At 37.0% G+C, this 24,489-nt stretch carries 18 protein-coding genes and 2 riboswitches; of the genes, 1 reads left to right on the top strand and 17 read right to left on the bottom strand.

The features are described 5' to 3' along the window. Positions 1-17 precede the first annotated feature (17 nt). From ES765_RS12315 to ES765_RS12275, 9 genes are all read right to left on the bottom strand, one after another. Positions 18-1,007: a homocysteine S-methyltransferase family protein gene (locus ES765_RS12315; RefSeq protein ID WP_138114622.1), complete on the bottom strand. Its 990-nt coding sequence runs from the start codon at positions 1,005-1,007 to the stop codon at positions 18-20. A gap of 110 nt (positions 1,008-1,117) precedes the next feature. Further along, positions 1,118-1,239, bottom strand: a riboswitch (SAM riboswitch). A 156-nt stretch (positions 1,240-1,395) separates the two neighbouring features. Then, positions 1,396-2,457, bottom strand: a complete 1,062-nt coding sequence (locus ES765_RS12310; protein ID WP_138114621.1) for an NAD(P)/FAD-dependent oxidoreductase — start codon at positions 2,455-2,457, stop codon at positions 1,396-1,398. Positions 2,458-2,585: 128 nt separating this feature from the next. Further along, complete coding sequence (cobA, locus tag ES765_RS12305; protein WP_138114620.1) at positions 2,586-3,401, bottom strand: uroporphyrinogen-III C-methyltransferase; 816 nt, start codon at positions 3,399-3,401, stop codon at positions 2,586-2,588. Between the two features lie 3 nt (positions 3,402-3,404). Then, positions 3,405-5,495, bottom strand: coding sequence for a HEPN domain-containing protein (locus tag ES765_RS12300; protein WP_138114619.1), 2,091 nt, complete (start codon positions 5,493-5,495; stop codon positions 3,405-3,407). Positions 5,496-5,612: 117 nt separating this feature from the next. After that, positions 5,613-6,860: a sulfate adenylyltransferase subunit 1 gene (locus ES765_RS12295; RefSeq protein ID WP_138114618.1), complete on the bottom strand. Its 1,248-nt coding sequence runs from the start codon at positions 6,858-6,860 to the stop codon at positions 5,613-5,615. Positions 6,861-6,963: 103 nt separating this feature from the next. Then, positions 6,964-7,914 carry a sulfate adenylyltransferase subunit CysD gene (cysD, locus tag ES765_RS12290; RefSeq protein WP_249356365.1) on the bottom strand — a complete coding sequence of 317 codons (951 nt, stop codon included), beginning with the start codon at positions 7,912-7,914 and terminating at the stop codon, positions 6,964-6,966. A 47-nt stretch (positions 7,915-7,961) separates the two neighbouring features. Further along, positions 7,962-8,585 carry a phosphoadenosine phosphosulfate reductase family protein gene (locus ES765_RS12285; protein WP_138114617.1) on the bottom strand — a complete coding sequence of 208 codons (624 nt, stop codon included), beginning with the start codon at positions 8,583-8,585 and terminating at the stop codon, positions 7,962-7,964. 15 nt (positions 8,586-8,600) lie between these two features. Beyond that, positions 8,601-8,864, bottom strand: coding sequence for a DUF2061 domain-containing protein (locus tag ES765_RS12280; RefSeq protein WP_138114616.1), 264 nt, complete (start codon positions 8,862-8,864; stop codon positions 8,601-8,603). A gap of 202 nt (positions 8,865-9,066) precedes the next feature. Further along, complete coding sequence (locus ES765_RS12275) at positions 9,067-9,477, bottom strand: RrF2 family transcriptional regulator (protein ID WP_138114615.1); 411 nt, start codon at positions 9,475-9,477, stop codon at positions 9,067-9,069. Positions 9,478-9,566: 89 nt separating this feature from the next. On the opposite strand from ES765_RS12275, the gene ES765_RS12270 reads away from it, so the two are divergent. Further along, positions 9,567-10,094 carry a hypothetical protein gene (locus tag ES765_RS12270; protein WP_138114614.1) on the top strand — a complete coding sequence of 176 codons (528 nt, stop codon included), beginning with the start codon at positions 9,567-9,569 and terminating at the stop codon, positions 10,092-10,094. A gap of 67 nt (positions 10,095-10,161) precedes the next feature. Here ES765_RS12270 and ES765_RS12265 read toward each other — a convergent pair whose 3' ends face one another. The 8 genes from ES765_RS12265 to metK form a co-directional block, all read right to left on the bottom strand. Further along, positions 10,162-11,334, bottom strand: a complete 1,173-nt coding sequence (locus ES765_RS12265) for a trans-sulfuration enzyme family protein (RefSeq protein ID WP_138114613.1) — start codon at positions 11,332-11,334, stop codon at positions 10,162-10,164. A 69-nt stretch (positions 11,335-11,403) separates the two neighbouring features. Next, positions 11,404-14,790 (bottom strand): bifunctional aspartate kinase/homoserine dehydrogenase I, encoded by a 3,387-nt coding sequence (gene thrA, locus ES765_RS12260; RefSeq protein ID WP_138114612.1) that lies wholly within the window; start codon positions 14,788-14,790, stop codon positions 11,404-11,406. A gap of 107 nt (positions 14,791-14,897) precedes the next feature. Then, a complete protein-coding gene (locus ES765_RS12255) occupies positions 14,898-16,172 on the bottom strand; it encodes an O-acetylhomoserine aminocarboxypropyltransferase/cysteine synthase family protein (protein WP_138114611.1) in 1,275 nt (424 codons plus the stop codon). Positions 16,173-16,334: 162 nt separating this feature from the next. Next, positions 16,335-16,439: riboswitch (SAM riboswitch) on the bottom strand. A gap of 517 nt (positions 16,440-16,956) precedes the next feature. Beyond that, positions 16,957-18,576 (bottom strand): sulfatase, encoded by a 1,620-nt coding sequence (locus tag ES765_RS12250; protein ID WP_138114610.1) that lies wholly within the window; start codon positions 18,574-18,576, stop codon positions 16,957-16,959. Between the two features lie 197 nt (positions 18,577-18,773). Beyond that, a complete protein-coding gene (locus ES765_RS22915) occupies positions 18,774-18,956 on the bottom strand; it encodes a DUF4357 domain-containing protein (RefSeq protein ID WP_138114630.1) in 183 nt (60 codons plus the stop codon). A gap of 18 nt (positions 18,957-18,974) precedes the next feature. Next, positions 18,975-19,559, bottom strand: coding sequence for a GIY-YIG nuclease family protein (locus tag ES765_RS12240; protein ID WP_138114609.1), 585 nt, complete (start codon positions 19,557-19,559; stop codon positions 18,975-18,977). Positions 19,560-19,670: 111 nt separating this feature from the next. Then, on the bottom strand, positions 19,671-21,611 hold the full coding sequence (locus ES765_RS12235) for a CocE/NonD family hydrolase (protein WP_138114608.1): 1,941 nt from the start codon (positions 21,609-21,611) through the stop codon (positions 19,671-19,673). 1,280 nt (positions 21,612-22,891) lie between these two features. Continuing rightward, a complete protein-coding gene (gene metK / locus ES765_RS12230) occupies positions 22,892-24,148 on the bottom strand; it encodes a methionine adenosyltransferase (RefSeq protein ID WP_138114607.1) in 1,257 nt (418 codons plus the stop codon). Positions 24,149-24,489: the final 341 nt, after the last annotated feature.

Below are 24,489 nucleotides of genomic sequence, written 5' to 3'. Positions count from 1 at the left end.
CTACCAACAACTACCAACTAAAATTGACGCGGAGCAAAATTTTCAACCAACTTCGCGATTGCTGTAATATGTTCAGGTGTTGTACCACAACACCCACCTACGATATTTATCAAACCTTTCTCTACATATTCCCTAATTTGTTCCGCCATCTGATCCGGTGATTCATCATATTCTCCAAAAGCATTTGGTAAACCGGCATTGGGGTGTGCAGATACTGCATGTTCACTTTTCGTTGCCAAAACCTCTAAATGAGGCACCAATTGACTAGCACCTAAGGCGCAATTAAAACCTACAGATAATATCGGAATATGGGAAATTGAAATCAAAAATGCTTCTGCTGTTTGCCCAGATAATGTTCTACCCGATGCATCTGTAATTGTGCCACTTACCATTATGGGAACATCAATATTTCGTTCTTCTTTTACTTCTTCAATAGCGAATAATGCAGCTTTTGCATTTAAGGTATCGAATATAGTTTCTACGAGCAACAAATCAGACCCGCCATCTAACAATGCTTCAACCTGTAACTTATAAGCAATTCTCAATTCATCAAAAGAAATTGCTCGATAGCCAGGATCATTTACATCTGGCGACATACTTGCAGTTTTATTAGTAGGACCAATACTCCCTGCAACAAAACGTGGTTTATTTGGTTCTTTTTTAGTGAATTCATCGGCAACCATTTTAGCGATACGAGCCGATTCATAGTTGAGTTCATATACCAAATCTTCCATGTAATAATCTGCCATGGCAATAGTAGTACTAGAGAAGGTATTAGTTTCGACAATATCAGCTCCTGCAGCAAAATATTTACGATGAATTGCTGCTATTGCTTCGGGTTGTGTTAAGGACAATAAGTCATTGTTTCCTTGAAGTGGGTGTTTCCAGTCTTTAAAGCGTTCGCCCCTAAAATCGGCTTCTTGAAATTTATATCGCTGTAACATGGTGCCCATTGCACCATCCAATATTAAAATTCGCTCTTTTAAAATTTCCTTTATATCCTTCATTATATGCTGTAAAAGGTTCTACGTCCAATAAAAATTAATACGAAGCAAGGAAAGGATGGGAGAGTGCACCTTCTTAAGTTATCTGTCTTTATCGTGTCATTACAAAAGACACGTCCTGTAACCCCCGAAGTTTCGAAGCAGGAAAAGATAGAATGTAGCACCTTCTTGTCCAAATAGGAAAGGGTTGCCAAGGTTTCACCGGGTCTAGTCCCTCCGCCTTTCTTGATAACGTTTCAATCTATTTATGAACGAATTGCAAAGTAACGCTACTACAGGTTCAAATCCAAAACTTCAACAGACTTTTTAGCCTACTAAATTTTGAGAAATTATCATAAAAAACCTCTGAAACGTTGAAGTATTCAGAGGTTTTACTCATCGTATATTTACCTTATAAAATACGTTGTACTACTTCTTTTTTGGCTTCTTTTTTAGAACCATCAAATCCTTCTACACCACCTACGGTAGTATATTTCATAACATATCTTTTTCCCGGATTGATTTGTTGGTATGCAAACTGACACATCACTGCAGCCTCATGAAAACCTGATAAAATCAATTTTAACTTTCCTTCGTAGGTATTTACGTCACCAATCGCATAAACCCCAGGTATATTGGTCTGGTAGTCTTTTGCATTATTGACCTTAATTGCATTTTTCTCTATTTCCAGTCCCCAGCCACCTATCGGTCCTAATTTAGGCGAAAGTCCAAATAGTGGAATAAAATGATCTACTTCTAAATACGTATCTTCTTTATCTTTATCTGTATGTTTAAGAATTACCGCTTCAAGATGGTTCGTACCATACAACTCTTTAACCTCAGCTTTTGTAACCAACATAATTTTACCCAATTTAGCTAGTTCAGCTGCCTTTTTAACGGAATCCAAAGCACCTCTAAACTCATCTCTTCTGTGAACCAAGGTTACTTCAGAGGCAACATCCGTTAGAAAAATTGCCCAATCCAAGGCAGAATCTCCTCCACCAGCAATAACAATTTTTTTATCTCGATACAACTCAGGGTCCTTAATCATATAAGAAACTCCAGTATCCTCGAAATTTACAATGTTGGAAATTGGTGGTTTTCTAGGCTCAAAAGAACCTAAGCCACCTGCAATTACGACGACTGGTGCATTATGCTTCGTTCCTTTGTTTGTAGTTACCACAAATGAACCATCCTCTAATTTATCTAGCGTCTCGGCTCTTTCACCTAACGTAAAACCAGGCTCAAAAGGCTTTATTTGCTCCATTAAATTGCGCACCAAGTCACCAGCCAAAATTTCTGTAAATGCCGGAATATCATAAATTGGTTTTTTAGGATATATCTCTGAACATTGACCACCTGGTTGTGCGAGTGCGTCAATTAAATGCGTTTTCAATTTCAATAATCCCGCTTCAAATACCGTAAATAATCCGGTTGGTCCCGCCCCTATTATGAGCATATCTGTTTTAATCATACTTCCCTTTTTCTTTAGTCTTAAGTGGTTAGCACCAAGTTTGTACCTCAATAGACGCTACCTTTTCATTCCTGTTAATTTAACATTTCACCTATCACTGATTACTCATCACTTCGTACTGTGTGCATTTACCAATCTAATATGCCGTCTAGTATAGGTCGAACAACAGTATTCTTAGCATAGGTATTTTTTGCTTTAATCAATGACTCTCTATGCTTCACGACTTCCCCAATTATAATAATAGCGGGATTTGATAGTTTATTTTTCTCAACCACCTGTACAATTGTTTCAATGGTTCCAATACCCAATTTTTCATTATCTCGGGTACCATTTTGAATGATAGCAATTGGTGTTTCAGACTTGCCTTCACTTTTAAATAATTCTACGATTTGGGGGAGCTTGGACATCCCCATTAAAATTACCACAGTTGCACTACTTTTAGCAGCCAGTGCTACATCTGCAGACAATTTGTGTTCTTTTGTGGTTCCGGTAATTACCCAAAAACTTTCTGCCGCGCCTCTTTTAGTTACTGGTATATTTTGATACGCAGGGACACTTAAACTTGATGAAATACCTGGCACCATATTAACGTCTAACCCGAAGGTCGCTGCATACTCCATTTCTTCAGATCCACGGCCGAAAACGAAAGGATCACCTCCTTTTAATCGTACCACATGTCCTTGAGATTTTGCTCTACTTACAATAAGCTCATTGATTTGCTCTTGTTGGTATGCATAACAACCCTTACGCTTGCCTACGAATATCAACTCGGCATTCTTCGCGTATGCCAATAGTTCTTCGTTCACCAAGGCATCATACAATACTACATCTGCATTCTCCAAAGCCTTGATTGCTTTTAAAGTGATGAGTTCTATATCCCCAGGTCCTGCCCCTACTACGGTCAACCTAGGCTGTTTAATATGATTTAGATTTGTTTCTGCCATTGCCTATACTTCTGCCAATTCTTGCTGTCGGAATTTCGCAACGGTTTCTAAAAATAATTTAGCATTCTTTATATATGACTCTGCAAAAGTTTTTGAAGGTTCATTTTGGTTCAATTGAAGCACCATTTTTTCAAATCCGCCATCAACAGATATTCTACCATCGGCAACGAACTTCTCGTCAAAATCTTTTATAATACTTACATGCGTATTCACCTTGGTATTTTCTGATGTCAACATCGCCTTAGCAGAGTTCACCATCGATGAATAAGCATGATAAATACTGGCCGACCATTTTTCTGCGTCTAACATATCTTGCGCATTCTGAATTTTTTCCTCACTTTCAAAAAGTAGGGTTGCAATCAAATCAATGACAACTCCGGCACATTCACCAACTCCAATTGCTTTTTCATAACGTTCTGTATTACCCCAGTCAATAAAATCTTCTGCGCTTAAATCATCTACTGATGATAACGGCGTTAGAAATTCATAAAAATACATTTGTCCTTTTTCTGCATAATAATCAGGGAAAGATAATTCGCCACCATTAGCATCAAAATCATTCAAAATTAAACGCAAGGCTTCCGGTCCTCTTTTACTAGGCACTTTCACTACCTTATCTGCAAATCTCCCTTGACCGTTCCCATCATTGCTTCCACCTAACAATACCTGTAATGCAGGTGCCACTAATTTATCTTTCGTACGTACAGACATTCCTTGAAAACCGATATTGGCCATGTTGTGTTGACCACAGGCATTCATACATCCGCTAATTTTTATCACTACATCTTCATTATTAATGTAGTCCGGGAATTCTGTTTTTATGACACGCTCCAATTCTTCTGCAATACCTGTACTACTAGTAATACCTAGGTTACAAGTATCTGTACCAGGGCAAGCTGTTATGTCTACTGCTTTGTTATAACCCGCATCCGTAAACCCTAATTTTTTCAATTCAGTATAGAAAAATTCTATATGCGCTTTTTTTACGAATGGAATCAGAATATTTTGACGTAACGATAATCGAATCTCACCAGCTGCATATTTCTGAACCAAACCTGCCAATAAACGAGCTTTATCCGTATAAAAATCTCCTAATAACACCTTGATACCAATAGCTATAAAACCTGGTTGTTTTTGCTTTATTACATTGGTAGATTTCCACTGTTCAAATTCTTTTGCATCAGCTATTTCTACACTCGGTACTTCTAGAGCAGCTACTTTTATTTTTGGATACCCATCAGCATCAATCGGAAAAGAATCAAAAGGTACCGCCGTTTTTTCAGCAGCCAATAATTCTTTAAATCCGTCTAAACCTAAATCCTTCAATAAGAATTTCATTCTGGCCTTTGCTCTACTCTTACGCTCACCATACCGGTCAAAAACGCGTACCACGGTTTCCATTAAAGGAATAATTTGGTCCGCTGGCAAGAAACTATACAATTCATCTGCATGTCTAGGTTGTGAGCCTAAACCACCACCCAACATGACCTTAAAACCAGGTTCTCCATTCTGAAGTTTTGCAATAAATCCTAAATCATGCATGTATGAAAGTCCGGTATCGGCATCACTTGCAGAAAACGAAACCTTGAACTTACGGCCCATTTCTTGGCTAACAGGATTTCTAAGAAAGTACTGAAATAGGGCATGTGCATAGGGTGATACATCAAAAGGCTCATCCACATCAACACCTGCTGTTTCACTAGCTGTCACATTACGTACTGTATTTCCACAAGCTTCCCTTAGTGTAATATCATCCTTTTCCAATTGCGACCATAGCTCAGGAGTCCTATTCAAATCCACATAATGAATTTGAATATCTTGACGTGTCGTAATATGCAATCTACCTGTAGAATATTCATCGGATACATCACAAATACGCAGCAATTGCTTAGAAGTTACTTTACCATAAGGCAATTTTATACGGATCATTTGAACTCCTTCTTGACGTTGGCCATAGACACCACGTGCCAAACGAAGACTTCTAAACTTCTCTTCATCTAATTTACCACCATGGAACTCATGAATCTTGCGTTCCAATTCTAAAATATCCTTTGCAACTACTTGATTTTCTATTTCTGTTCTAAAACTCTGCATTCCTTTTCTCGTATTTAGTACTGCGTAATCCGCACTAAGTTTATTATCTATATTTCCTATGGACTTTATAGGTTATAAAAGTAAAAAAACTTCTTCCTATATCGGTTAATGCTTGTATTAGCTTATGAAGCCTGCCCCTACCGTACTATTTGATTTGGTATCAATTATTATAAACGAACCATTTGTTCTATGATTTTTGAATTGATCATAGAAAATTGGTTTGTTCAAACGGAAACTTACCTTAGCAATATCATTCATACCCAATGATTCGGTTTCTGCATCGATACCTGAATAATCTGGCGCAATCTTATGATGAACTTGCTCAACTTTAGCCAACACTTTATTGACACCATGTTGAACAATATATTTATTTCCTACTGCCAAAGGCAATGAATCCATCCAAGAGATAGTAGCGGTAAATTGCTTATCTACAGTAGGTAAGTCATCAACTTTCACTAACATGTCACCACGACTTAGATTAATTTCATCTTCTAAGGTTATGGTAACCGATGACCTTCTTGAAGCTGTTTTATATTTCTTGTCATGGAAATAAATTTCTTTTATTTTAGATCGTGTTTGTGACGGAAGTGCAACTACCTCATCACCCACACTTAATTCACCTCCATAAACTTTACCAGCAAATCCTCTAAAATCATGATGCTCATCCGTTTTTGGACGAATCACATACTGCACTGGAAAACGTGGTGTACCCACATTAAAAATGTCTTTTCTATCTAAAGACTCAAAGTGTTCTAAAAGTGTTTGACCTATGTACCAAGGTGTCTTATTAGATTTATTTACCACATTATCACCCTTTAATGCACTGACAGGGATAAACGTTATTTTTTGATCTTGATAATCACGCTTAGCCATCAATTGTTCAAAATCGGCTTTAATGGCATTATACTTTTCTTCAGAATAATCTACCAAGTCCATTTTATTGATTGCTACGACAACATCTTTGATGCGTAACAAATTGTTGATAAAAAAATGTCTATTGGTCTGCTCGATAACTCCTTTTCGTGCATCAATTAAAATAATGGCCGCTTGTGAAGTAGATGCACCTGTAACCATATTACGTGTATACTCTACGTGGCCAGGCGTGTCTGCAATGATGTAACTTTTCTTTGCCGTTGAAAAATAGATATGGGCAACGTCTATTGTTATACCCTGCTCACGTTCTGCTACAAGACCATCTGTCGCCAAAGAGAAATCTAAATAATCATACCCTTTCTGCTTACTGGTCTTTTCAATGGCTTCTAACTTATCACTTGTCAGAGATTTTGTATCATACAAAATTCTACCGATTAAGGTACTCTTACCATCATCTACACTTCCTGCTGTTGCTATTTTTAGTACTTCCATTCTTAAGCTGTTAGCCTTTAGCTATTTGCTGTTGGCTTTTATTATTATTTCATTTTATCGCTCAATAGCCAGAAGCTAAGAGCTAAATTCTCAATTGAAAATTTCAAAAATATCCTTGTTGTTTTCTTTTTTCCATAGCAGCCTCAGACCGTTTATCATCGATACGTGCACCTCGTTCCGAAATAGTGGAATCCCTAATTTCTTCTACCACTTTGTCGATACTTACAGCATCAGATAATACAGCCGCCGTGCAAGACATATCACCTACGGTACGGAAACGCACCAATCGCTCTTCTACTACCTCATCTTCTTCCCTAAAAACGATTTCATCTTCCGCAGACCAAATCATACCATCCCTTAAGAAGGTTTTACGCTTGTGCGCAAAGTAGATAGACGGAATTTCAATTTCTTCTTCTTTGATATACGACCATACATCTAATTCTGTCCAGTTAGATATTGGGAATACACGTACATTCTGACCTAATTCTATTTGACCGTTCAACATATCAAACAACTCCGGACGCTGATTACGCTCATCCCATTGTCCGAAATCATCACGAACTGAAAATATACGTTCCTTAGCCCGTGCTTTCTCCTCATCTCTGCGTGCTCCTCCAATACAGGCATCGAACTTAAATTCCTCGATAGCATCTAATAAGGTCGTGGTCTGTAGACTATTTCTACTAGAATACCTGCCCGACTCTTCTTTTACTTTTCCTTGGTCTATAGAATCCTGTACATTTCGTACGATGAGCTCTAAGCCCAATTCTTTTACCAATCGATCTCTAAATTCTACCGTTTCAGGAAAATTATGCCCTGTATCAATATGCATTAACGGGAAGGGTATTTTTGAAGGCCAAAAAGCTTTTTGTGCCAAACGAACCAATGTGATAGAATCTTTACCTCCAGAAAATAAAAGAACTGGCTTCTCAAATTGAGCAGCAACCTCCCTTATAATATAAATAGCTTCATTCTCTAGGGCATTAATATGTGCCGTATCTCTTAAAAGTTCAAGCTGAGGTTTTAATTCTAATTCTATACTTGTATTACTCATTATGCTTTTTCTTAGATAAATTATATGTATTCTTTTCCGTCCCTTTATTAACTATGTAATCCACATTCTCTATTCTCCAACACCTTTGTCGGGTCAAAATAGTTATGCTCATTGGGAAGTTTATATTTTTTTAAATAGGTATCTAACTGCGTATCGTTCCAATGGTAAAAAGGACTCACCTTTAGAACACCGGCTTTACTTAAGCTTAAAATATCTAAACTATCACGTAAGGCAGTTTGTCCTTTTCTAAGATTTGTAAACCATACATCTGGTTTAAAATCTAACATCGCCCTTTTAAAAGGTTCTAGTTTCACTTGCTCAGTAAACTCCCCATGTCGGGGATCATCAATTTGCGGAATTCCCATAACAGCATCTCTATGTGCCGTTGTTTGTTTGGGAACATACAATTGAATATTCAAGTTTAATTTCGTTGTCAATTCTTCAGCGTGCTTATAGGTGTTAGAAGTATTATACCCAGTATCGCACCAAACTACAGGAATATCACTACGCACCTCAGATACCGCATGCAAAATAGCCACTTCATAAGGCCTAAAATTAGTAGTCACTACTGGGGCATGACCATGTTTCACTGCCCATGAAACTATTTCTTCCGGTGGAATACCCTTAAACTGAACATTCAATTTTTGAACTTGTACCTCTGTTAGTGCCATAATACCTTCTCTCTTTTATTTACCCCAATTAATTAAATTCCAAAAGCGCTCGTGAAAAAAGTATAACACCATTTTCGTTACAAAATCTATTGAGGCAATTGAGGCAGCTACCGAAATTTCACCTGTTAGTATGTACGATATAATCAACGTATCTAAAGTACCTATCACCCTCCAGCTAAATGCCTTGGCGATACTACGTAAAGGTTTTTCAGATGTCTTATCATCCTGATACGTTGTTTTGGTCTCTTTTTTATTAAAAATAAGTTGATCTGCAATCATCTCTTAATCCAATTTTTATTACCCTACTAATTTAATAGGGTTTTCAAAAATAGCGTATATTTTTAACATAGGCCTCACTAACTCTTCAATAAGTCTAATTACCCTATAGATTTAGTAGATTATTAATAAAGAGCTATAAATATTTGATATTTCGCAGTATCAAAGACAATTGCATAAAAAGGATATACTAAAACGGTATAATTTAAGAGATAATATCCTTTAGTGTATTATTTTTATATACATCTAAAGCACTATCACGCACTTGAAGCATTAGTTTATGAACAGAACATGCATGTTCATCAGGGCAATCATCACAACTTTCATAAAAGTTTAAACTTACACAAGGCACCATAGAAATAGGACCTTCCAAAACTCGCATCACATCGGTCATCGAGATCTCTTCTGGTATCTTTAATAAATAGTAACCGCCACCTTTGCCTTTCTTGGAACCTAAAAAACCTGTTTTTCGAAGACTCAGTAGAATACTTTCCAAAAATTTTTGGGATATATTCTGCTTCTCAGCTATTTCTGAAATCTGAACAGGTTTTCTATCGGGCTGTGAGGCTAAATAGGCAAGGGCCTTTAACCCATATTTTGTCTTTTTGGAGAGCATGATGCTAAGATAGCCAAATATAAAAATATCGCTAATATACTTTAGCCATCAATTTTATCGTTACTACATTCAACCGGAAAAAACAATTCATGAAAAAATATGTCTTATTATCTGTAATTGCCGTATGTACCTTAGTATTCTCTTCGTGTTCAAAAGATGAAGACGGTGTATCTGGTGTAAGTGAAGTTTCCATTATAGGCGCATGGAATCTAACCGCATTGGAAGCAACCGATGGCAAATCTGATACTAACTTTGATGGAACCTCTATCCCAGCCACTTTTAATGCAATGGGAAAAGATTTTGACACGGTTGTCACATTCTCAGAAGAACCACAAATTGTTACTAGCGAAGGCTCATACACCACTGTATTAACGACCACAATACTAGGAGAAACATCAACAGAGGAAGAAGAAGGTGAAGACTTCTTTGAATCAGATGAGTGGAGATTAGGTGGAAGTATCCTATATTTTGGAACTGGTGAAGAAGAAGTGGGCTTTGCGATAACAGATCTTACTGATTCTAAAATATCACTCCGCTATACATTAGATGAGACTCTAGATATATTTGGAGCAACCACTAGCGTTAGTGCTACGTACAATATGACCTTAACTAGGTGATTTTTTTACGTATTTAACACAAAAAAGCCCGGTGAATACCGGGCTTTTTTAATGGTTAAAACTGGGTTTAACCCAATGCCTGCTCAATATCGGCAATAATATCATCTATATGCTCCAAACCGACAGATATACGAACCGAACCATCTGAAATACCTACCGCCGCACGTTCTTCAACACTTAATTTACTATGCGTAGTTGATGCCGGATGCGTAACTATTGTTCTTGAATCACCTAAGTTGGCGGAAAGTGATAATAATTTAATGGAGTCGAAAAATGACCTACCAGCATCTAAGCCCCCTTTTACCTCGAATGCGACTACGCAACCACCAGCCTTCATTTGCTTTATGGCAATCTCATATTTAGGATGCGATTTCAAGAATGGATATTTAACCCAATTGACTTTATCGTTTCCTTCAAGGTATTCTGCCAATTTAAGCGCATTTTCACAATGCCTGTCTACCCGTACCGCTAATGTTTCCAAACTTTTTGAAAGCACCCATGCATTGAATGGTGACAACGCCGGACCAGTTATACGTGAAAAACGATACACTTTATCCATCAATTCACCGCTTCCAACAGTAATGCCAGCGAGTACCCTGCCCTGGCCATCCATCAATTTAGTACCGGAATGTATGACCAAATCGGCACCGAATTTTATAGGTTGTTGCAAATAGGGAGAGGCAAAGCAATTATCAATGACCAAAATAAGATTGTTCCTTTTTGCAATTTTCCCCAATTCTTCCAAATCCAATACATCAACACCAGGATTCGTAGGTGTTTCTGCATAGATTATTTTTGTTTTTGGAGTAATCAGATTTTCGATATGCTCCAATTCGTCAATCTTAAAATACGTGTGGTCAATATTCCATTTTGGAAAGAAATTAGTAAACAACGAATGCGTGGAACCGAATATACTTCTTGCCGACAAGACATGATCACCGCTATTTAGCAGCGCTGCCAACGTTGAAAAAACTGCTGACATACCTGATGCAAATGCAAAACCGCTTTCGGCACCTTCCATTTGACATACCTTTTCTATAAATTCAGATGAATTCGGATTGGAATATCTTGAATAAATATTCCGTTCCTTTTCTTCCGCAAAAGAAGCCCGCATATCTTCTGCATCCTCAAATACAAAACTAGAGGTCAAATACAAAGGAACGGAATGCTCCAGATTCTCACTACGTTTAAGTTGTGTACGTATTGCGTTAGTTTCAAACTTATTGCTGTTTTCTTTCATGCTATTAATTCATTCTTAATTGCGACAATGTGTAGCCAACTATTTATAGGTCACTGAGCGTTGCCGAAGTTAGCCTTTATCTGCAATCCTGAGTATATCACCAAAAACACCTCTTGCCGTAACTGCTGCACCCGCTCCTGCTCCTTGAATTACAAGTGGATTTTCACCATACGATTCAGTATAAATTTCTATGATAGAATCTGAACCTTTTACTTGCCCCAAAGCACTTTCTTTTGGCACAGATACTAATTTCACATCTAACACCCCTTTTTCCTTTTGAAGGTTTCCATGCAAATCACCCACATAGCGAAGAACATGGTTTGGCTTTTGACTTTTTTTAATCTCATTGAATTTCGCATCTAGAACCTCTAAATGCTCCATGAAGAAATCCACTTTCCCATCTTGAAGCTTTTTTGGTATTAGATTATCTATATGAATATCCGAAAACTCGTTATGCAAATCGAGTTCACGGGCCAAAATTAATAATTTACGGCCCACATCGTTTCCTGACAAGTCTTCCCTGGGATCAGGTTCTGTAAAACCCTGTCTCATGGCATCTTTCAATATCGTTGAAAAAGGCATATCAACTTCAGAAAACGTATTGAAAATATAACTTAACGACCCTGAAAACACCCCTTTGATTCTCGTGATATTTTCTCCGGATAAATGCAACAACTTTATCGTATCGATTAAAGGAAGACCAGCACCAACATTCGTTTCATACAGGTATTGCTTTTGGTTCTTCTTCAATTCTTCGCGTAACAATTGATAAAAATCATACCGCAACGTATTTGCTATTTTATTGGATGATACCAAATCAAAGCCATGTTCTACAAAATCAAAATAATTAGCAACAAAATCACTACTTGCCGTATTATCTATAACAATAAGATTTTCCAAATGATGACGCTTTGTAAAATCAAAGACATCTTGAATTTTATATAACTTACCCTTTTGTTTTAAACTAGTTTTCCAATTTTCAGTTATACCCTTTTCATTGAGTATTATTTTTTTAGAATTGGCGATTCCAAAAACACGCAAATCGAGACTTTTTCGCTCCTTAATGGTCTTGGCTGATTTTAATATTTGGTCTATCAACGTACCACCGACATTTCCATGTCCAAAAATAACGATATTAATTTTTTTGCTAAAACCAAAAACTTGGCCGTGAATTACATTTACAGCCTTGTGCAAATCGGTTTTTTTAACCACCAAACTTACATTCTTACCAGATACGGTATTGTTGAATAATAAGGGAACGATTTGATTTTTTATCAGCGCATTGAACGGCTTATGAAACGTACTTAAATCCTGACCAACAATTGATATGATGGATACATCATCTATCACTGTTATCATATTGACATCTTTAGACTCAAAATCTGTACTAAATTCATTCTCCAAAGCAATCTTGGCTCTTTTGGCCTTATCTTTTTTCACTACTAAGCCAATACCTCTTTCCGAAGAACCTTGAGATACAATGCTTACACTAATATTACTCGATTCCAATGCTTTAAAAATACGTGCATCGACACCAACCTTACCTAACAACCCGCGACCTTCAATATTGATCATGGCCACATCCTCTATCACCGAAAGTGATTTTATACCTTCCTTACTGGTCTTGGCACTGATTAACGTACCTTCATTATCATCATTATACGTATTTAAAATACGCAATGGAATATTCTTTTCTATAAGCGGAATAATGGTCTTGGCGTGTAAAATGGTCGTGCCAAAATTAGCTAGTTCATTTGCCTCGGCATACGATAGGTTAGACAACCGTTTCGCTTCTAGCACATAATCAGGATTTGCCGTATAAATACCATCTACATGGGTATAGTTCTGTAATTCTTCTGCGTCTAAAAAATTCGCCAGTAAGGCAGCAGAATAGTTACTTCCATTTCTTCCTAAGGTGGTCGTTTCACCATCTAGTGTAGAGGAAATAAATCCGGTAACAACAGCAACCGTATCCTTTGGTATCTCAGAAAATTTCAATAGTACACGTTCTTTCGATTCAGCCTCCAACACTTTGGCATCTCCAAATATATTATCAGTTTTGATAAGTTCACGCGTATCAACTAGTTTGGCTTTTATGCCTTTTCCAATTAATAATTTGGTTACTAATTTCGCAGAAATTAGCTCCCCATAAGCTAAAACCTCATCTTTGATTTTAGCACTATAATCCCCTAACAACGAAACACCTTCATATAACTTCGCCAAGCCTTTGAACTCAGCCGATAAATTCACATTGGTATAGGTATGCTTTTGGTATTTTTCTAGCGCTTCAAAATCCTTCTTATACTCTTTGCCTTTCGCAGCTTTCTCTAGAATAGTCTCTAACTGATCCGTAGCTTTTTCTCTAGCGGATAACACTATGGCTATATTTTCATCATTAGTTACCTTCCTCTTGACAATATCCAATACACGTTCAAGTCCTTCGCCATTGCTTAAAGACTTACCACCAAATTTCAAGATTTTAATTTTCTTGATACTGCCATTAGTATTGAAAATACCCGTCAGCAATTTTTCCATTTGGGTGAACTCAATCAAAAAGGCATCATGGCCATGTAACGATTGAACCTCGCCATACGTAACATTGCTTTTGGCCTGTGCCAATTGCTTAAAAGTATCCTTGTTTTCTTGTGCAGTAAAGAACATATCAGAATCCACACCAACAATATGGATATTGGTTTCACTATTCTGAAGATTGATGAAATTCTGCTCTCCGCTTCTCGTTATATCAATTGTCTTTAATAACTGGTTCATCAATTTATAAGCCGATAACTGAAAACGTTCCTGAAGCTTATCCCCGTGATGCATTAACCAACTCTCTACATTAAAGACCTTTAACTCTTCATTGGTGCTTCTTTTAAAACGCTCTTTGAACGAGGCCGGTGTACGGTAGCACAACATGGCATGCATACGGGCATCGTGTACAGGTTGCTTCGAATTTACCAAAAACTGCTCTTGTATCTGACAGTTGGCAATTAGCCAATCGGTAGATTTCCAATCAGATGCTACAGGTATCAAATGCTCGGTTAGGTTTGGCTTAACAGCCGCCATCTCCCAAGCTATTCCTCCACCTAACGAACCACCAATAATTACGAACAACCGTTCAACATTCAATTGCTCTAGACCCAATAAAAATAATCGGGCGACATCGCCAGCAACAAAATCCTTATAGTTCTCTATAATGAATTTATCATGACCATTTCCCGGAATATTGAATGCTAAAATGGTATATTTCTGAGTGTCAACACATTTTTTATCTCCGATAAGTGCCGACCACCATCCATCTTCTCCCGTTACATTCGAATTACCCGTTAGGGCATGGTTCACCAAAATGATGGGCGCCGTATGTAATTTCTTCCCGAAAAGCTGATAGGACAATTGAATATCCTGAGTCGCACCGCTTAGGGTCTTGTATTCTTTAATCTGTACTTGATGTAACATCCGTAGAAAAATTGCTTGTATGTATTGATTGGCGGAAAAAAAGCAAGAACTGCATTTTTTCCGCCAAGGCCAACCTTGTTATATGAAATTAAATAGAAATAGAATCGTTACAGGCTTTTAAATGCCTGTGCTAAATCTGATTTTAAATCTTCTATATCCTCCAAACCAACGGACAAACGAATTAAGTCTTGACTAACTCCCGCATTATCTTGTTGCTCCGCATTCAACTGTTGATGTGTTGTACTTGCAGGGTGAATAATCAATGATTTGGTATCACCAATATTCGCTAGCAATGAAAATATTTTGGTTGCATCGGTTACTTTTTTAGCTGCTTCAAAGCCCCCTTTTACGCCAAAGGTGACCAAACCACTTTGCCCTTTTGGTAAGTATTCCTTAGCCAATGCATAGTACTTATTACTTTTCAGACCTGGGTAATTTACCCATACCACTTCTTCCCTACCTTCTAACCATGTAGCCAATTCTAAGGCACCGATACTATGCTGCTTGATACGAACCGGTAAGGTTTCTAAACCTTGTATAATTTGAAAAGCATTAAACGGACTCAATGCGCCACCAAAATCGCGTAATCCTTCCAAAATCAATTTAAAGGTAAAGGCAGCCGCTCCTAAAGCTTCGCTATATACCAAACCGTGATATCCGGCAGATGGCTCGGTAAACTCAGGAAATTTCCCGTTGGTCCAATCAAAAGTACCTGCATCGATAATGGCACCTCCTAAAGAAGTTCCTTGTCCGCCAATATATTTAGTCAGTGAATGTATCACCAAGTCGGCACCATGTTCAATAGGATTCAACAATACTGGTGTAGCCACGGTGTTATCCACAATAAATGGTACTTCTGCCGCTTTAGCTTCTTTAGAAATTGCTTTCAGGTCCAATACGTCTAATTTCGGGTTCCCCAAAGATTCCACAAAAAATGCTCGCGTGTTATCTTGTACGGCATCCTTGAAATTATTGGCATCTGAAGCATCAACAAACGTAGTTGTGATGCCAAATCTTGGAAGCGTAACATTTAATAAGTTAAATGTACCACCGTACAAACTGCTAGATGCTACAATATGGTCTCCTGCTTTTAACAAGGTCATTAATCCTGTCGAAATTGCTGCCGTACCCGATGCGAATACAACGGCACCAATACCACCTTCTACAGCGGCCAATCTATCTTGTAGAATTTGGTTTGTAGGGTTGTTTAATCGGGTATATATAAACCCAAGTTCTTTCAATGAAAAAAGATTGGCAGCATGATCCGTATCTTTAAATACATAGGATGATGTCTGGTAAATAGGCACAGCTCTAGTCCCACCATTGGTGGTTGTGTCATGCCCTGCGTGTAGTGCGTTTGTTGCTAATTTGTGATTACTCATGATTTTGTTTTTTTTAATAATTAACCCTTTGACTATGCTCAGGGCGAGAATATGATTAAAAAAGCCAAACCTTCCTGTTAAAAAACAGGCCCTAGCCACGGACGATGTGGGTTGGTAAAATCAAAAAGTTATAAGAAAGTGAGATCGAAAAAAATTCGATTACTGTTATCCTTCCCAAATCGGGTAGAATGTAGCACCTTCTTTGTATGGAACAAAGGGTTGCTAAGGTTTCAAAGGGTCTAATCCCTCCACCTTTCTTGATAACTATTCAATATGTGTTTGAACTTTGAACTGCAAATATAAGGGCAGAGGATTTTAAAAACCTAATGATTTGAGGAAAATATATATTAAACTTGTCTGTTGTGATTTTTCTAACGACGATTTCTATCTGGGAATTTAGGCAACAAGATATATTCTAACCCCGAAGGTTCTCGATACACTTAATTTTTAATAAAAAAATCAAAAATTAAGCAATCAAACTGACAAAGGTTTTTATATAAACCAACGCGTATAATAGGCCAAACTTTTGATAAAGTAATAAGACTGGTTTAGCGTACTGTATTGATTAAAGAATGTCACTTCGAGTGATTTTTTCGACCTTTTAGGGAGAAAAAATTATATCGAGAAGCATGTATGCTCCATAGCCAATGTACTAAGTTTAGACAAAGGATCCTAGATACACTAATTTTCTAATAAAAGATTAGAAAATCAGCACTCGAACTGACATTCGTTTTTATATAAACTAAAGTACAAAAGGCCTATTCTCCCGTATTAAGATGACGATTTATAGTTTTCCGTTGCTCCTATACAACTCAATAAATTCTTTATCCTGCTCAGGTGAATCTTTGTATAACTTTCGCATATCCTTAAGCTCTTTCTTTAATTTTTTAACTGTTGCCGCATAGTCAGGATCAGCATACACATTGTTCATTTCATTCGGGTCGTTTAATCTATCGTAGAGTTCCCACTCGTCTACATCATAATAGAAATGTACCAGCTTAAATTCTTTATTTACAATACCGTAATGACGTTTCACCATGTGTACGGCCGGATATTCATAGTAATGATAATACACCGCATCTCGTGTCCAATCTTCTTTTTTCCCTTTCAACAACGGAATCAAACTCTCCCCTTGCATATCGTTGGGTGGTTTAATACCCGCAGCCTCTAACATGGTTTGGGCAAAATCTAAATTTTGTACCATCTCATTTTCAACGGAACCAGGTTTAACCACATCTGGCCATCGCACCAATAACGGAGTTTTAAAAGACTCATCATACACAAATCTTTTATCGAACCAACCATGCTCTCCCAAATAAAAGCCTTGATCAGAGGTGTAAATGACAATGGTATTTTCTGCCAATCCACTTTCATCTAAATAATCCAACAATCGCCCTACATTATCATCAACAGAAGATATGCTTCCCAAGTAATCTTGCATGTATCGTTGGTACTTCCATTGCATTTTTTCTTTATCGGTCATTTTAGGCCAATTCTCGTAGAAGAAATCATTGATGGAAGCTAAAGTAGGATTATACTCTGCTTTTTGTTCTTCCGTAGCACGATTATACGGACCATAAAAACCATTAGGAAACTCTTCAATTTCAGGAAAAACCTTACCTTCCATTTTGGCCAATGTTTCTGGTCTTATTTTGCTGTCATGGCTATACATCATATGCTCAAACAAATTCATTTCGGCTGTTTTTGCTGCAGTACCCCTGTTTTTATAATCATCAAAAAGAGTCGCAGGCTCAGGAAATGTTTTCTTGGTAAACTCCTTAAATTTATCAGCTCGAGGCCACCAAGGGCGATGTGGAGCTTTATGCAGGTACATCATCATAAACGGTTCGTCTGCTGAAGCTTCTTTCTTTAACCAATCTAGAGATACATCTGTGATGATATCGGTCACATAACCTTGTTTGGTAATGGTATCGCCGTTGGTGACGATAAAATCGGGATTAATATAATGTCCCTGACCTGGTAGAATCATAAATTCATCAACCCCTTTTGGGTTGTTACCAAAATGAAGCTTACCGAACATGGCCGTTTTATATCCATTCTTCTTAAATATCTGCGGAAAAGTTACCTGTGTGGTGTCAAAAGGAAAATAGTTGTCTATTTTTCCATTTATATGTGTGTGTTTTCCGGTTAGAATTGTAGCTCTAGATGGCGCACAAATAGAGTTGGTAACACTTGCATTGGTAAATAACATGCCTTCTTTAGCCAAACGATCTATGTTAGGCGTTTCTATCAGTTTATCATCATAGGCGCTTATCGCTTGATACGCATGATCATCTGACATGATGAAAATAACATTCGGTCTTTTCGTTTTACTTTTTTGTGCTATGCCTTCTAGAGGTATTAGGAATAAAAGACCTACTACTGCAACAATTATTTTTTTCATTTTCTATGCTGTTGTTTGGTGTGTTGATTTTTATAAAACTAAGGAATTTTTAGGTGGTTTATTTTTTATTCAAAGACTTCAATAAAAACTATATTAAAAGTATTTTAAAACCTAAATTTCTGGGGAAGTTTATTTCTTAGAGCTGATAATTAATTTCTTCACTATAGATTGAATATGATTTTTCTAAAATAAATATGTTATTTTATCTTCACTTTTTCAATTTCGCTCAAAGTCCTACCATTTTTATCTTTCCAAGTTCTTCGTCCATTTATTGAATAACCGACAATAACAGCGGCCGCTGCAGATGGACTAGCAAATAAATGATTTTTAAAAAATCCTAATTTTCCGTTTTGTAATATCCTGATAGTACCATCTTGGATAAGTTCTTCTCTTAGAGTTTAAGATCCATAAATTTTAGATTTTTTTTCAGACACCTCTGAACCAGATAAAACTATAATTTCTTCATCTGTTTGAATAACTTTAGCCAAGATGTTTTTTACATTCAAATTGAATTCAGCTTCTTCTGAAACTTTATAAGTTTCCGTTTGCTCAACCGTATTAATTTCCGCTGTTAATATTACCTTTTTTTTACCAACCTGATATTCAAGAAACTTATGACCAAAAACACCGTTTAATAACTTAATATTTAATATAAATTCCTCCATCGAATCTCTATCCGGCAAAGGCAAAGAGCTTAAATTAGGCGTATTACTATTATCCAAAAGACACCTCTCTATCTCCTTTGTAATCTCAATAAGCCTACTTTCAAGATATTTTACGTGGGATTTTGTAATATTATCATCTTTACTCGTAAATAATATCACTTCGCTACAAAAGTCTTTATTCAAAGCATGATTCTTTAGCCTTTCCCAAACATTTTCAGCTTCTCCAATATATACCATTGCCTTACCGGTCTGATTATCTGTACCTATTAAGAAATACACACCTTGGGTATTAACCTGATTTTGAAAATAATCATTCAAATCAGAAAGCTTTTTTCTTGGACTGGATAATGCTTTTTCCTAAAGTCATTGATTAATTTTAATTGCTTTTAGCTAATCATATTTAATAATTATAACATATTTCTAAATCCACTACTCTAACACCAAAAACTCAATACTAGAATCTGTAAATACAGTATGGGTTTGGGTTTTAAAGTCCGCCTTATCCGCTTCAAAAATATTATCTACATAGGTCTGTGGGTTTAAATCGATTAGTGGGAACCACGTACTTTGTACTTGCACCTGTAATTTATGTCCCTTTTTAATGGTATGGAACACATCTTGCAGCTTAATGGTGACATCGGTTTTTTGGTTGGCTACAAAAGGTTCTGGCTCTGAGAAGCTATTTCTAAAACGCCCACGTAATACCTCACTACGCACCATTAAATGATAGTTGCTCATTTTTAAATGATCTTGCATGCCTTCATAGGCTGGTTCATCTGCTGGGTGCACATCTATAATCTTTACAATCCAATCGGCTGCTGTACCTGTGGTCGCTACTTTAAGTTTTGCTAGAATATCTCCAGCCAACGTCAAGTCATTTTCCATGACTTCGGTTTCAAAAACGAGTACATCACTTCGACGTGCAGCAAAACGCTGATCATCGGTCATGTATTTTCTTGGGGTAAATACGGTTTTGATATCCTCTGAATATGGAACCGGTTTTTTAATATCACTTACAAACCTCACCCCTTCAACACCTTTTGGTTCTGCAGTCAGCGCTTGGTCTGCAGATAAATACATATCTTTTTTAACCACTCCCTTGGGTGGCCATGTATCATAGGTTTTCCATTCTTTTCTTCCCGTATCAAAAACATAGGCTTCTGGCAATCCACTGTTTTTGTCGCCATTTCCTTTTAGGAAATGGTCAAAGAATTTGGTCTCAATATTCTCTTGGAAAAACTCAGAAATAGAATCTCCGAAGTAGTAATTCCCTACACTATTCTGCCCTTTTCTTTGCGCCCATCCACCGTGGTCCCAAGGTCCGAATACCAACGTGTTGTAATTACCGGCATTGTACTTCTCAATATTTTTATAGGTTTCCAACGGTCCGTATAAATCTTCTGCATCAAACTCCCCTGCGACAACCATAGTGGCAACTGTCGGTTTTACATTTTTCAAATGTTGAATCAATCCACGACTTTGCCAAAGCTCATCATAGTTTGGGTGTTCTTTTAATTCGTTCCAGAAATAATCATCGGTAACACCCTCTTTTGCCATACGTGGCGTATCGGCGGTTTCGTATTCAAAGAAACGATCCAGATTCTTCAACGGCCCTTCATCTAAAAAGAATTGGTATTGATCTTCGGTAGGTAATTCTGGCAATACATACCAAGCCGTGTCTATAGGTTGGTCATTATTTGGGCGTGGCGTTCCAAATAAAGAAGTTGCCCTAAAATAACTCAATAAATAGGCTCCATTGTGGTGAAAATCATCAAAAAAGAAATCGGCAATACTTGCTTGTGGAGAAGCCGCTTTCAACGCAGGGTGCGCATCTACCACTGCATAGGTGGAATAAAATCCGGGATAGGAAATTCCCCAAATACCTACATTGCCATTATTGTTCTCCACGTTGTTCACCAACCAATCAATCGTATCATAGGTATCTGAACTTTCATCTATATCGGTATCCAAAGTTTTATTAGGAATATAAGCCCTCATATTCTCATAATGCCCTTCGCTTAACCAACGGCCACGAACATCTTGGTACACCACGATATACCCATCTTGCATCATATGAATATTCGGTGCAATTTTCGTCTTGAACTTTCCATCGCCATAAGGTTGTGAGCTATATGGAGTTCGCTGCATGATGATGGGGTATTCTTTTGATGTACCTTTTGGGGAATAAATGGTGGTATGGAGGTTTATTCCATCACGCATTGGGATTTCTACTTCCTTTTTAGTGTAGTTATCCGCAACATAGGTTTCGACAACTTCAACACTGGCAACTTTAGTGGTTTTTTTACAGGAAACAACTATGGTCGCAATAAAAAAGAAGGTGGTTAAGTATCTGATTGTAAACTTTAACATGGCTTTAAAATTTAAAATCCTAAAGCTAAGAAAGTTTACTACTGCACGAAATAAAAATGACCGAAATAAGGTCCTTTAAATTTCAGATACTAACGTGGCATTTTGACTATGATTGCGTGTTCCTAATAAACAGATTGCTTCAAATTATTAGCAATGACGAGATTTCGACTGCGCTCAATATGACAGGGATTAGCGTCTTTGTGAGGTACAACGCAAACTCTAACTTACATATCCCGGAGTAATAGATTCCTGCACCTTAAGACAAAAAAGAGCAACCTGTAGGTGAGTCACTCTTTTTACCTTTCTGATTCAAATCTTTTAAATCATGAATAACTTCTTTGTTAAAAGTAGTATTCCTGCGTAAAAATTGTTTCGATTAACTTGTACTACTGATTCTTGGTTAAGTTGATTTTTCATTGGGACATTTTTTTAGGTTAAGATTTTCTTAGGGATAATTTGAAATGGGTTATTTTTTACCATGTATAATAACGTCATTAAAAGATTTTGAGACATCTATTATTTGTCCATTTTTGTCGGCAACAAGGCGAATAAAATCATCATTATGTACTACTGAGAGATCTTCAGTTTTCTCTATATTTAGTAGGACAAATTCAGATATTAGGTCCGTATCTTTAGAACAGGATTGAAAAACAATACATATTAAAATAGCTAAAGACAATTTGGGAAATCTTAGGCAAACATTCATAGGTTAAGTTATTTTTTTAACACGTAGGTTTTAAAGACTCGATACACGTAGACAGTAACACATTTAGGTCAACTCTTGGGGCTTCAATCTGAACCTATTTCTGTCGGAATGTGGTTAGTACGAGTACTATGTATATGATTTTTTAGTATTCAGTGATTTTTGGGACTCACTATACATTACAATTCAAATATATGTAATCTTTTTCTTACAAAATTAATTTTGTTGTAAAACCATTCAAAGTTGTTGTGTAAGCTTCTTAAACAGTTTGTATTCAAAAAAAAATGTACCTTATAAAGTTCGACAAGGGCTTAATAAAGTGTAATGGAGGGAAAGGGATACGCTAAATTCTAGCTAAATAATTATCAATGCAATGACTATGCATTTCGGCTGCAATCAATGTGACATAGATTGGCAATTTGCGTGTTCAGAAGCAAGAGGTTGCTTCTGAACACGCAATGACAACGAACTTTTAATATAGATACGTGACTTGAATAACGTCTTTTCGAAGTACGAAGTAAACTTTGAGTTTTATGTCCCCAAAGAAATAGATTGCTTCACATTGTTCGCAATGACGTTATATATTAAACGCTTCCTTTATCGCATCTACCTTGTCTAATTTTTCCCAAGTAAATAATTCTACTTCCCGTTCGATACGCCCATTATACGGTGATTCAAATACCTTTGTTATTATTACTGGTTCTTTGCCCATGTGTCCGTATGCAGCAGTTTCCAAGTAAATCGGATTTCTAAGCTTCAAGCGCTCTTCAATGGCAAATGGTCGCATATCAAATAGCTGAGCTACTTTTTTGGCAATCTCACCATCACTCAACCCTACTTTAGAAGTACGGTACGTATCTACATAAATAGAGGTAGGCTCCACAACCCCAATCGCATAACTAACTTGCACTAAAATTTCATCGGCAACACCGGCAGCAACCAAATTCTTGGCAGCATGCCGTGCAGCATAAGCAGCGCTACGGTCTACTTTGCTAGGGTCTTTTCCGCTAAAAGCACCACCACCATGCGCTCCTTTTCCACCGTAGGTATCAACGATAATCTTACGTCCCGTTAAACCGGTATCACCATGAGGGCCACCAATTACAAACTTTCCTGTTGGATTGATATGGTATTTGATTTGATCGTCAAATAATTTTTGGGTAGCCGCTGGCAATTGTGCCTTTACCCGTGGAATAAGAATAGAAATAATATCTGATTTTATCTTGGCGAGCATTTTTTCATCATCAGCATCAAAAGCATCATGCTGAGTAGAAACTACAATCGTATCTATACGTTGTGGGTCATTGGTATCTGAATATTCAATAGTAACCTGTGCCTTGGCATCTGGTCTTAAATAGGTGATTTCTGTATTCTCCCGTCTAATTTCCGCTAAAGTATGAAGGATTTTGTGGGATATATCCAATGCTAGAGGCATGTAGTTTTCGGTTTCGCTAGTCGCATATCCGAACATCATACCTTGATCACCTGCACCTTGCTCCTCTTTCGAACCACGGTCAACACCTTGATTAATATCTTGTGATTGCTCATGAATTAACGAAATTACGCCACATGAATCGCCACTAAACTGATACTCTCCTTTGGTATACCCTATTTTATTGATGACCTCACGTGCAATATTCTGAACGTCTAAGTAGGTATCACTTTTCACTTCTCCAGCCAATACTACTTGACCCGTAGTTACCATCGTTTCACAAGCAACTTTACTTTCGGGATCAAATGCTAGGAAATGATCTAACAAAGCATCACTGATTTGGTCCGCAACTTTGTCCGGATGTCCTTCACTAACAGATTCTGATGTAAATAAATAAGCCATTACAATTTTTTTGACAGGAATAAATTTGATGATAATCGGGGAGAAGTTTACAAGTCTCTAGACGAGAATCCAAATACAATTTGGAATAAACTGCTTTAGCATTTTTAACCCTAAAACTGGTTTAAGGCCCCGAGGTTGCAATCAGACAAATCCTTCCTCTTTAATAATAACACAAAAGTATGAAAATTGTTTCCTTTTAAAACCTAAGTAAGGGTTTTTATACCATTCTTGGCATAACTTTATGAGCGCTTAATTATAGGTGTATTTCACCTATAATTTTTTTAAATACTTAATATACTTTGTATATTGTGGGTTATATTTTTCACTAAACTAACCGTTAA

This window comes from Maribacter sp. ACAM166 (assembly GCF_005771495.1).
Lineage (GTDB): Bacteria > Bacteroidota > Bacteroidia > Flavobacteriales > Flavobacteriaceae > Maribacter.
Note: the sequence above shows the minus strand (reverse complement) of the source record. Positions and strands in the feature narration are given on the sequence as shown.

Coding starts and splice junctions, on each gene's coding strand:
- ES765_RS12315 (WP_138114622.1), bottom strand. CDS start 1,007: ATGAAGGATATAAAGGAAATTTTAAAAGAGCGAATTTTAATATTGGAT.
- ES765_RS12310 (WP_138114621.1), bottom strand. CDS start 2,457: ATGATTAAAACAGATATGCTCATAATAGGGGCGGGACCAACCGGATTA.
- cobA (WP_138114620.1), bottom strand. CDS start 3,401: ATGGCAGAAACAAATCTAAATCATATTAAACAGCCTAGGTTGACCGTA.
- ES765_RS12300 (WP_138114619.1), bottom strand. CDS start 5,495: ATGCAGAGTTTTAGAACAGAAATAGAAAATCAAGTAGTTGCAAAGGAT.
- ES765_RS12295 (WP_138114618.1), bottom strand. CDS start 6,860: ATGGAAGTACTAAAAATAGCAACAGCAGGAAGTGTAGATGATGGTAAG.
- cysD (WP_249356365.1), bottom strand. CDS start 7,914: ATGAGTAATACAAGTATAGAATTAGAATTAAAACCTCAGCTTGAACTT.
- ES765_RS12285 (WP_138114617.1), bottom strand. CDS start 8,585: ATGGCACTAACAGAGGTACAAGTTCAAAAATTGAATGTTCAGTTTAAG.
- ES765_RS12280 (WP_138114616.1), bottom strand. CDS start 8,864: ATGATTGCAGATCAACTTATTTTTAATAAAAAAGAGACCAAAACAACG.
- ES765_RS12275 (WP_138114615.1), bottom strand. CDS start 9,477: ATGCTCTCCAAAAAGACAAAATATGGGTTAAAGGCCCTTGCCTATTTA.
- ES765_RS12270 (WP_138114614.1), top strand. CDS start 9,567: ATGAAAAAATATGTCTTATTATCTGTAATTGCCGTATGTACCTTAGTA.
- ES765_RS12265 (WP_138114613.1), bottom strand. CDS start 11,334: ATGAAAGAAAACAGCAATAAGTTTGAAACTAACGCAATACGTACACAA.
- thrA (WP_138114612.1), bottom strand. CDS start 14,790: ATGTTACATCAAGTACAGATTAAAGAATACAAGACCCTAAGCGGTGCG.
- ES765_RS12255 (WP_138114611.1), bottom strand. CDS start 16,172: ATGAGTAATCACAAATTAGCAACAAACGCACTACACGCAGGGCATGAC.
- ES765_RS12250 (WP_138114610.1), bottom strand. CDS start 18,576: ATGAAAAAAATAATTGTTGCAGTAGTAGGTCTTTTATTCCTAATACCT.
- ES765_RS12235 (WP_138114608.1), bottom strand. CDS start 21,611: ATGTTAAAGTTTACAATCAGATACTTAACCACCTTCTTTTTTATTGCG.
- metK (WP_138114607.1), bottom strand. CDS start 24,148: ATGGCTTATTTATTTACATCAGAATCTGTTAGTGAAGGACATCCGGAC.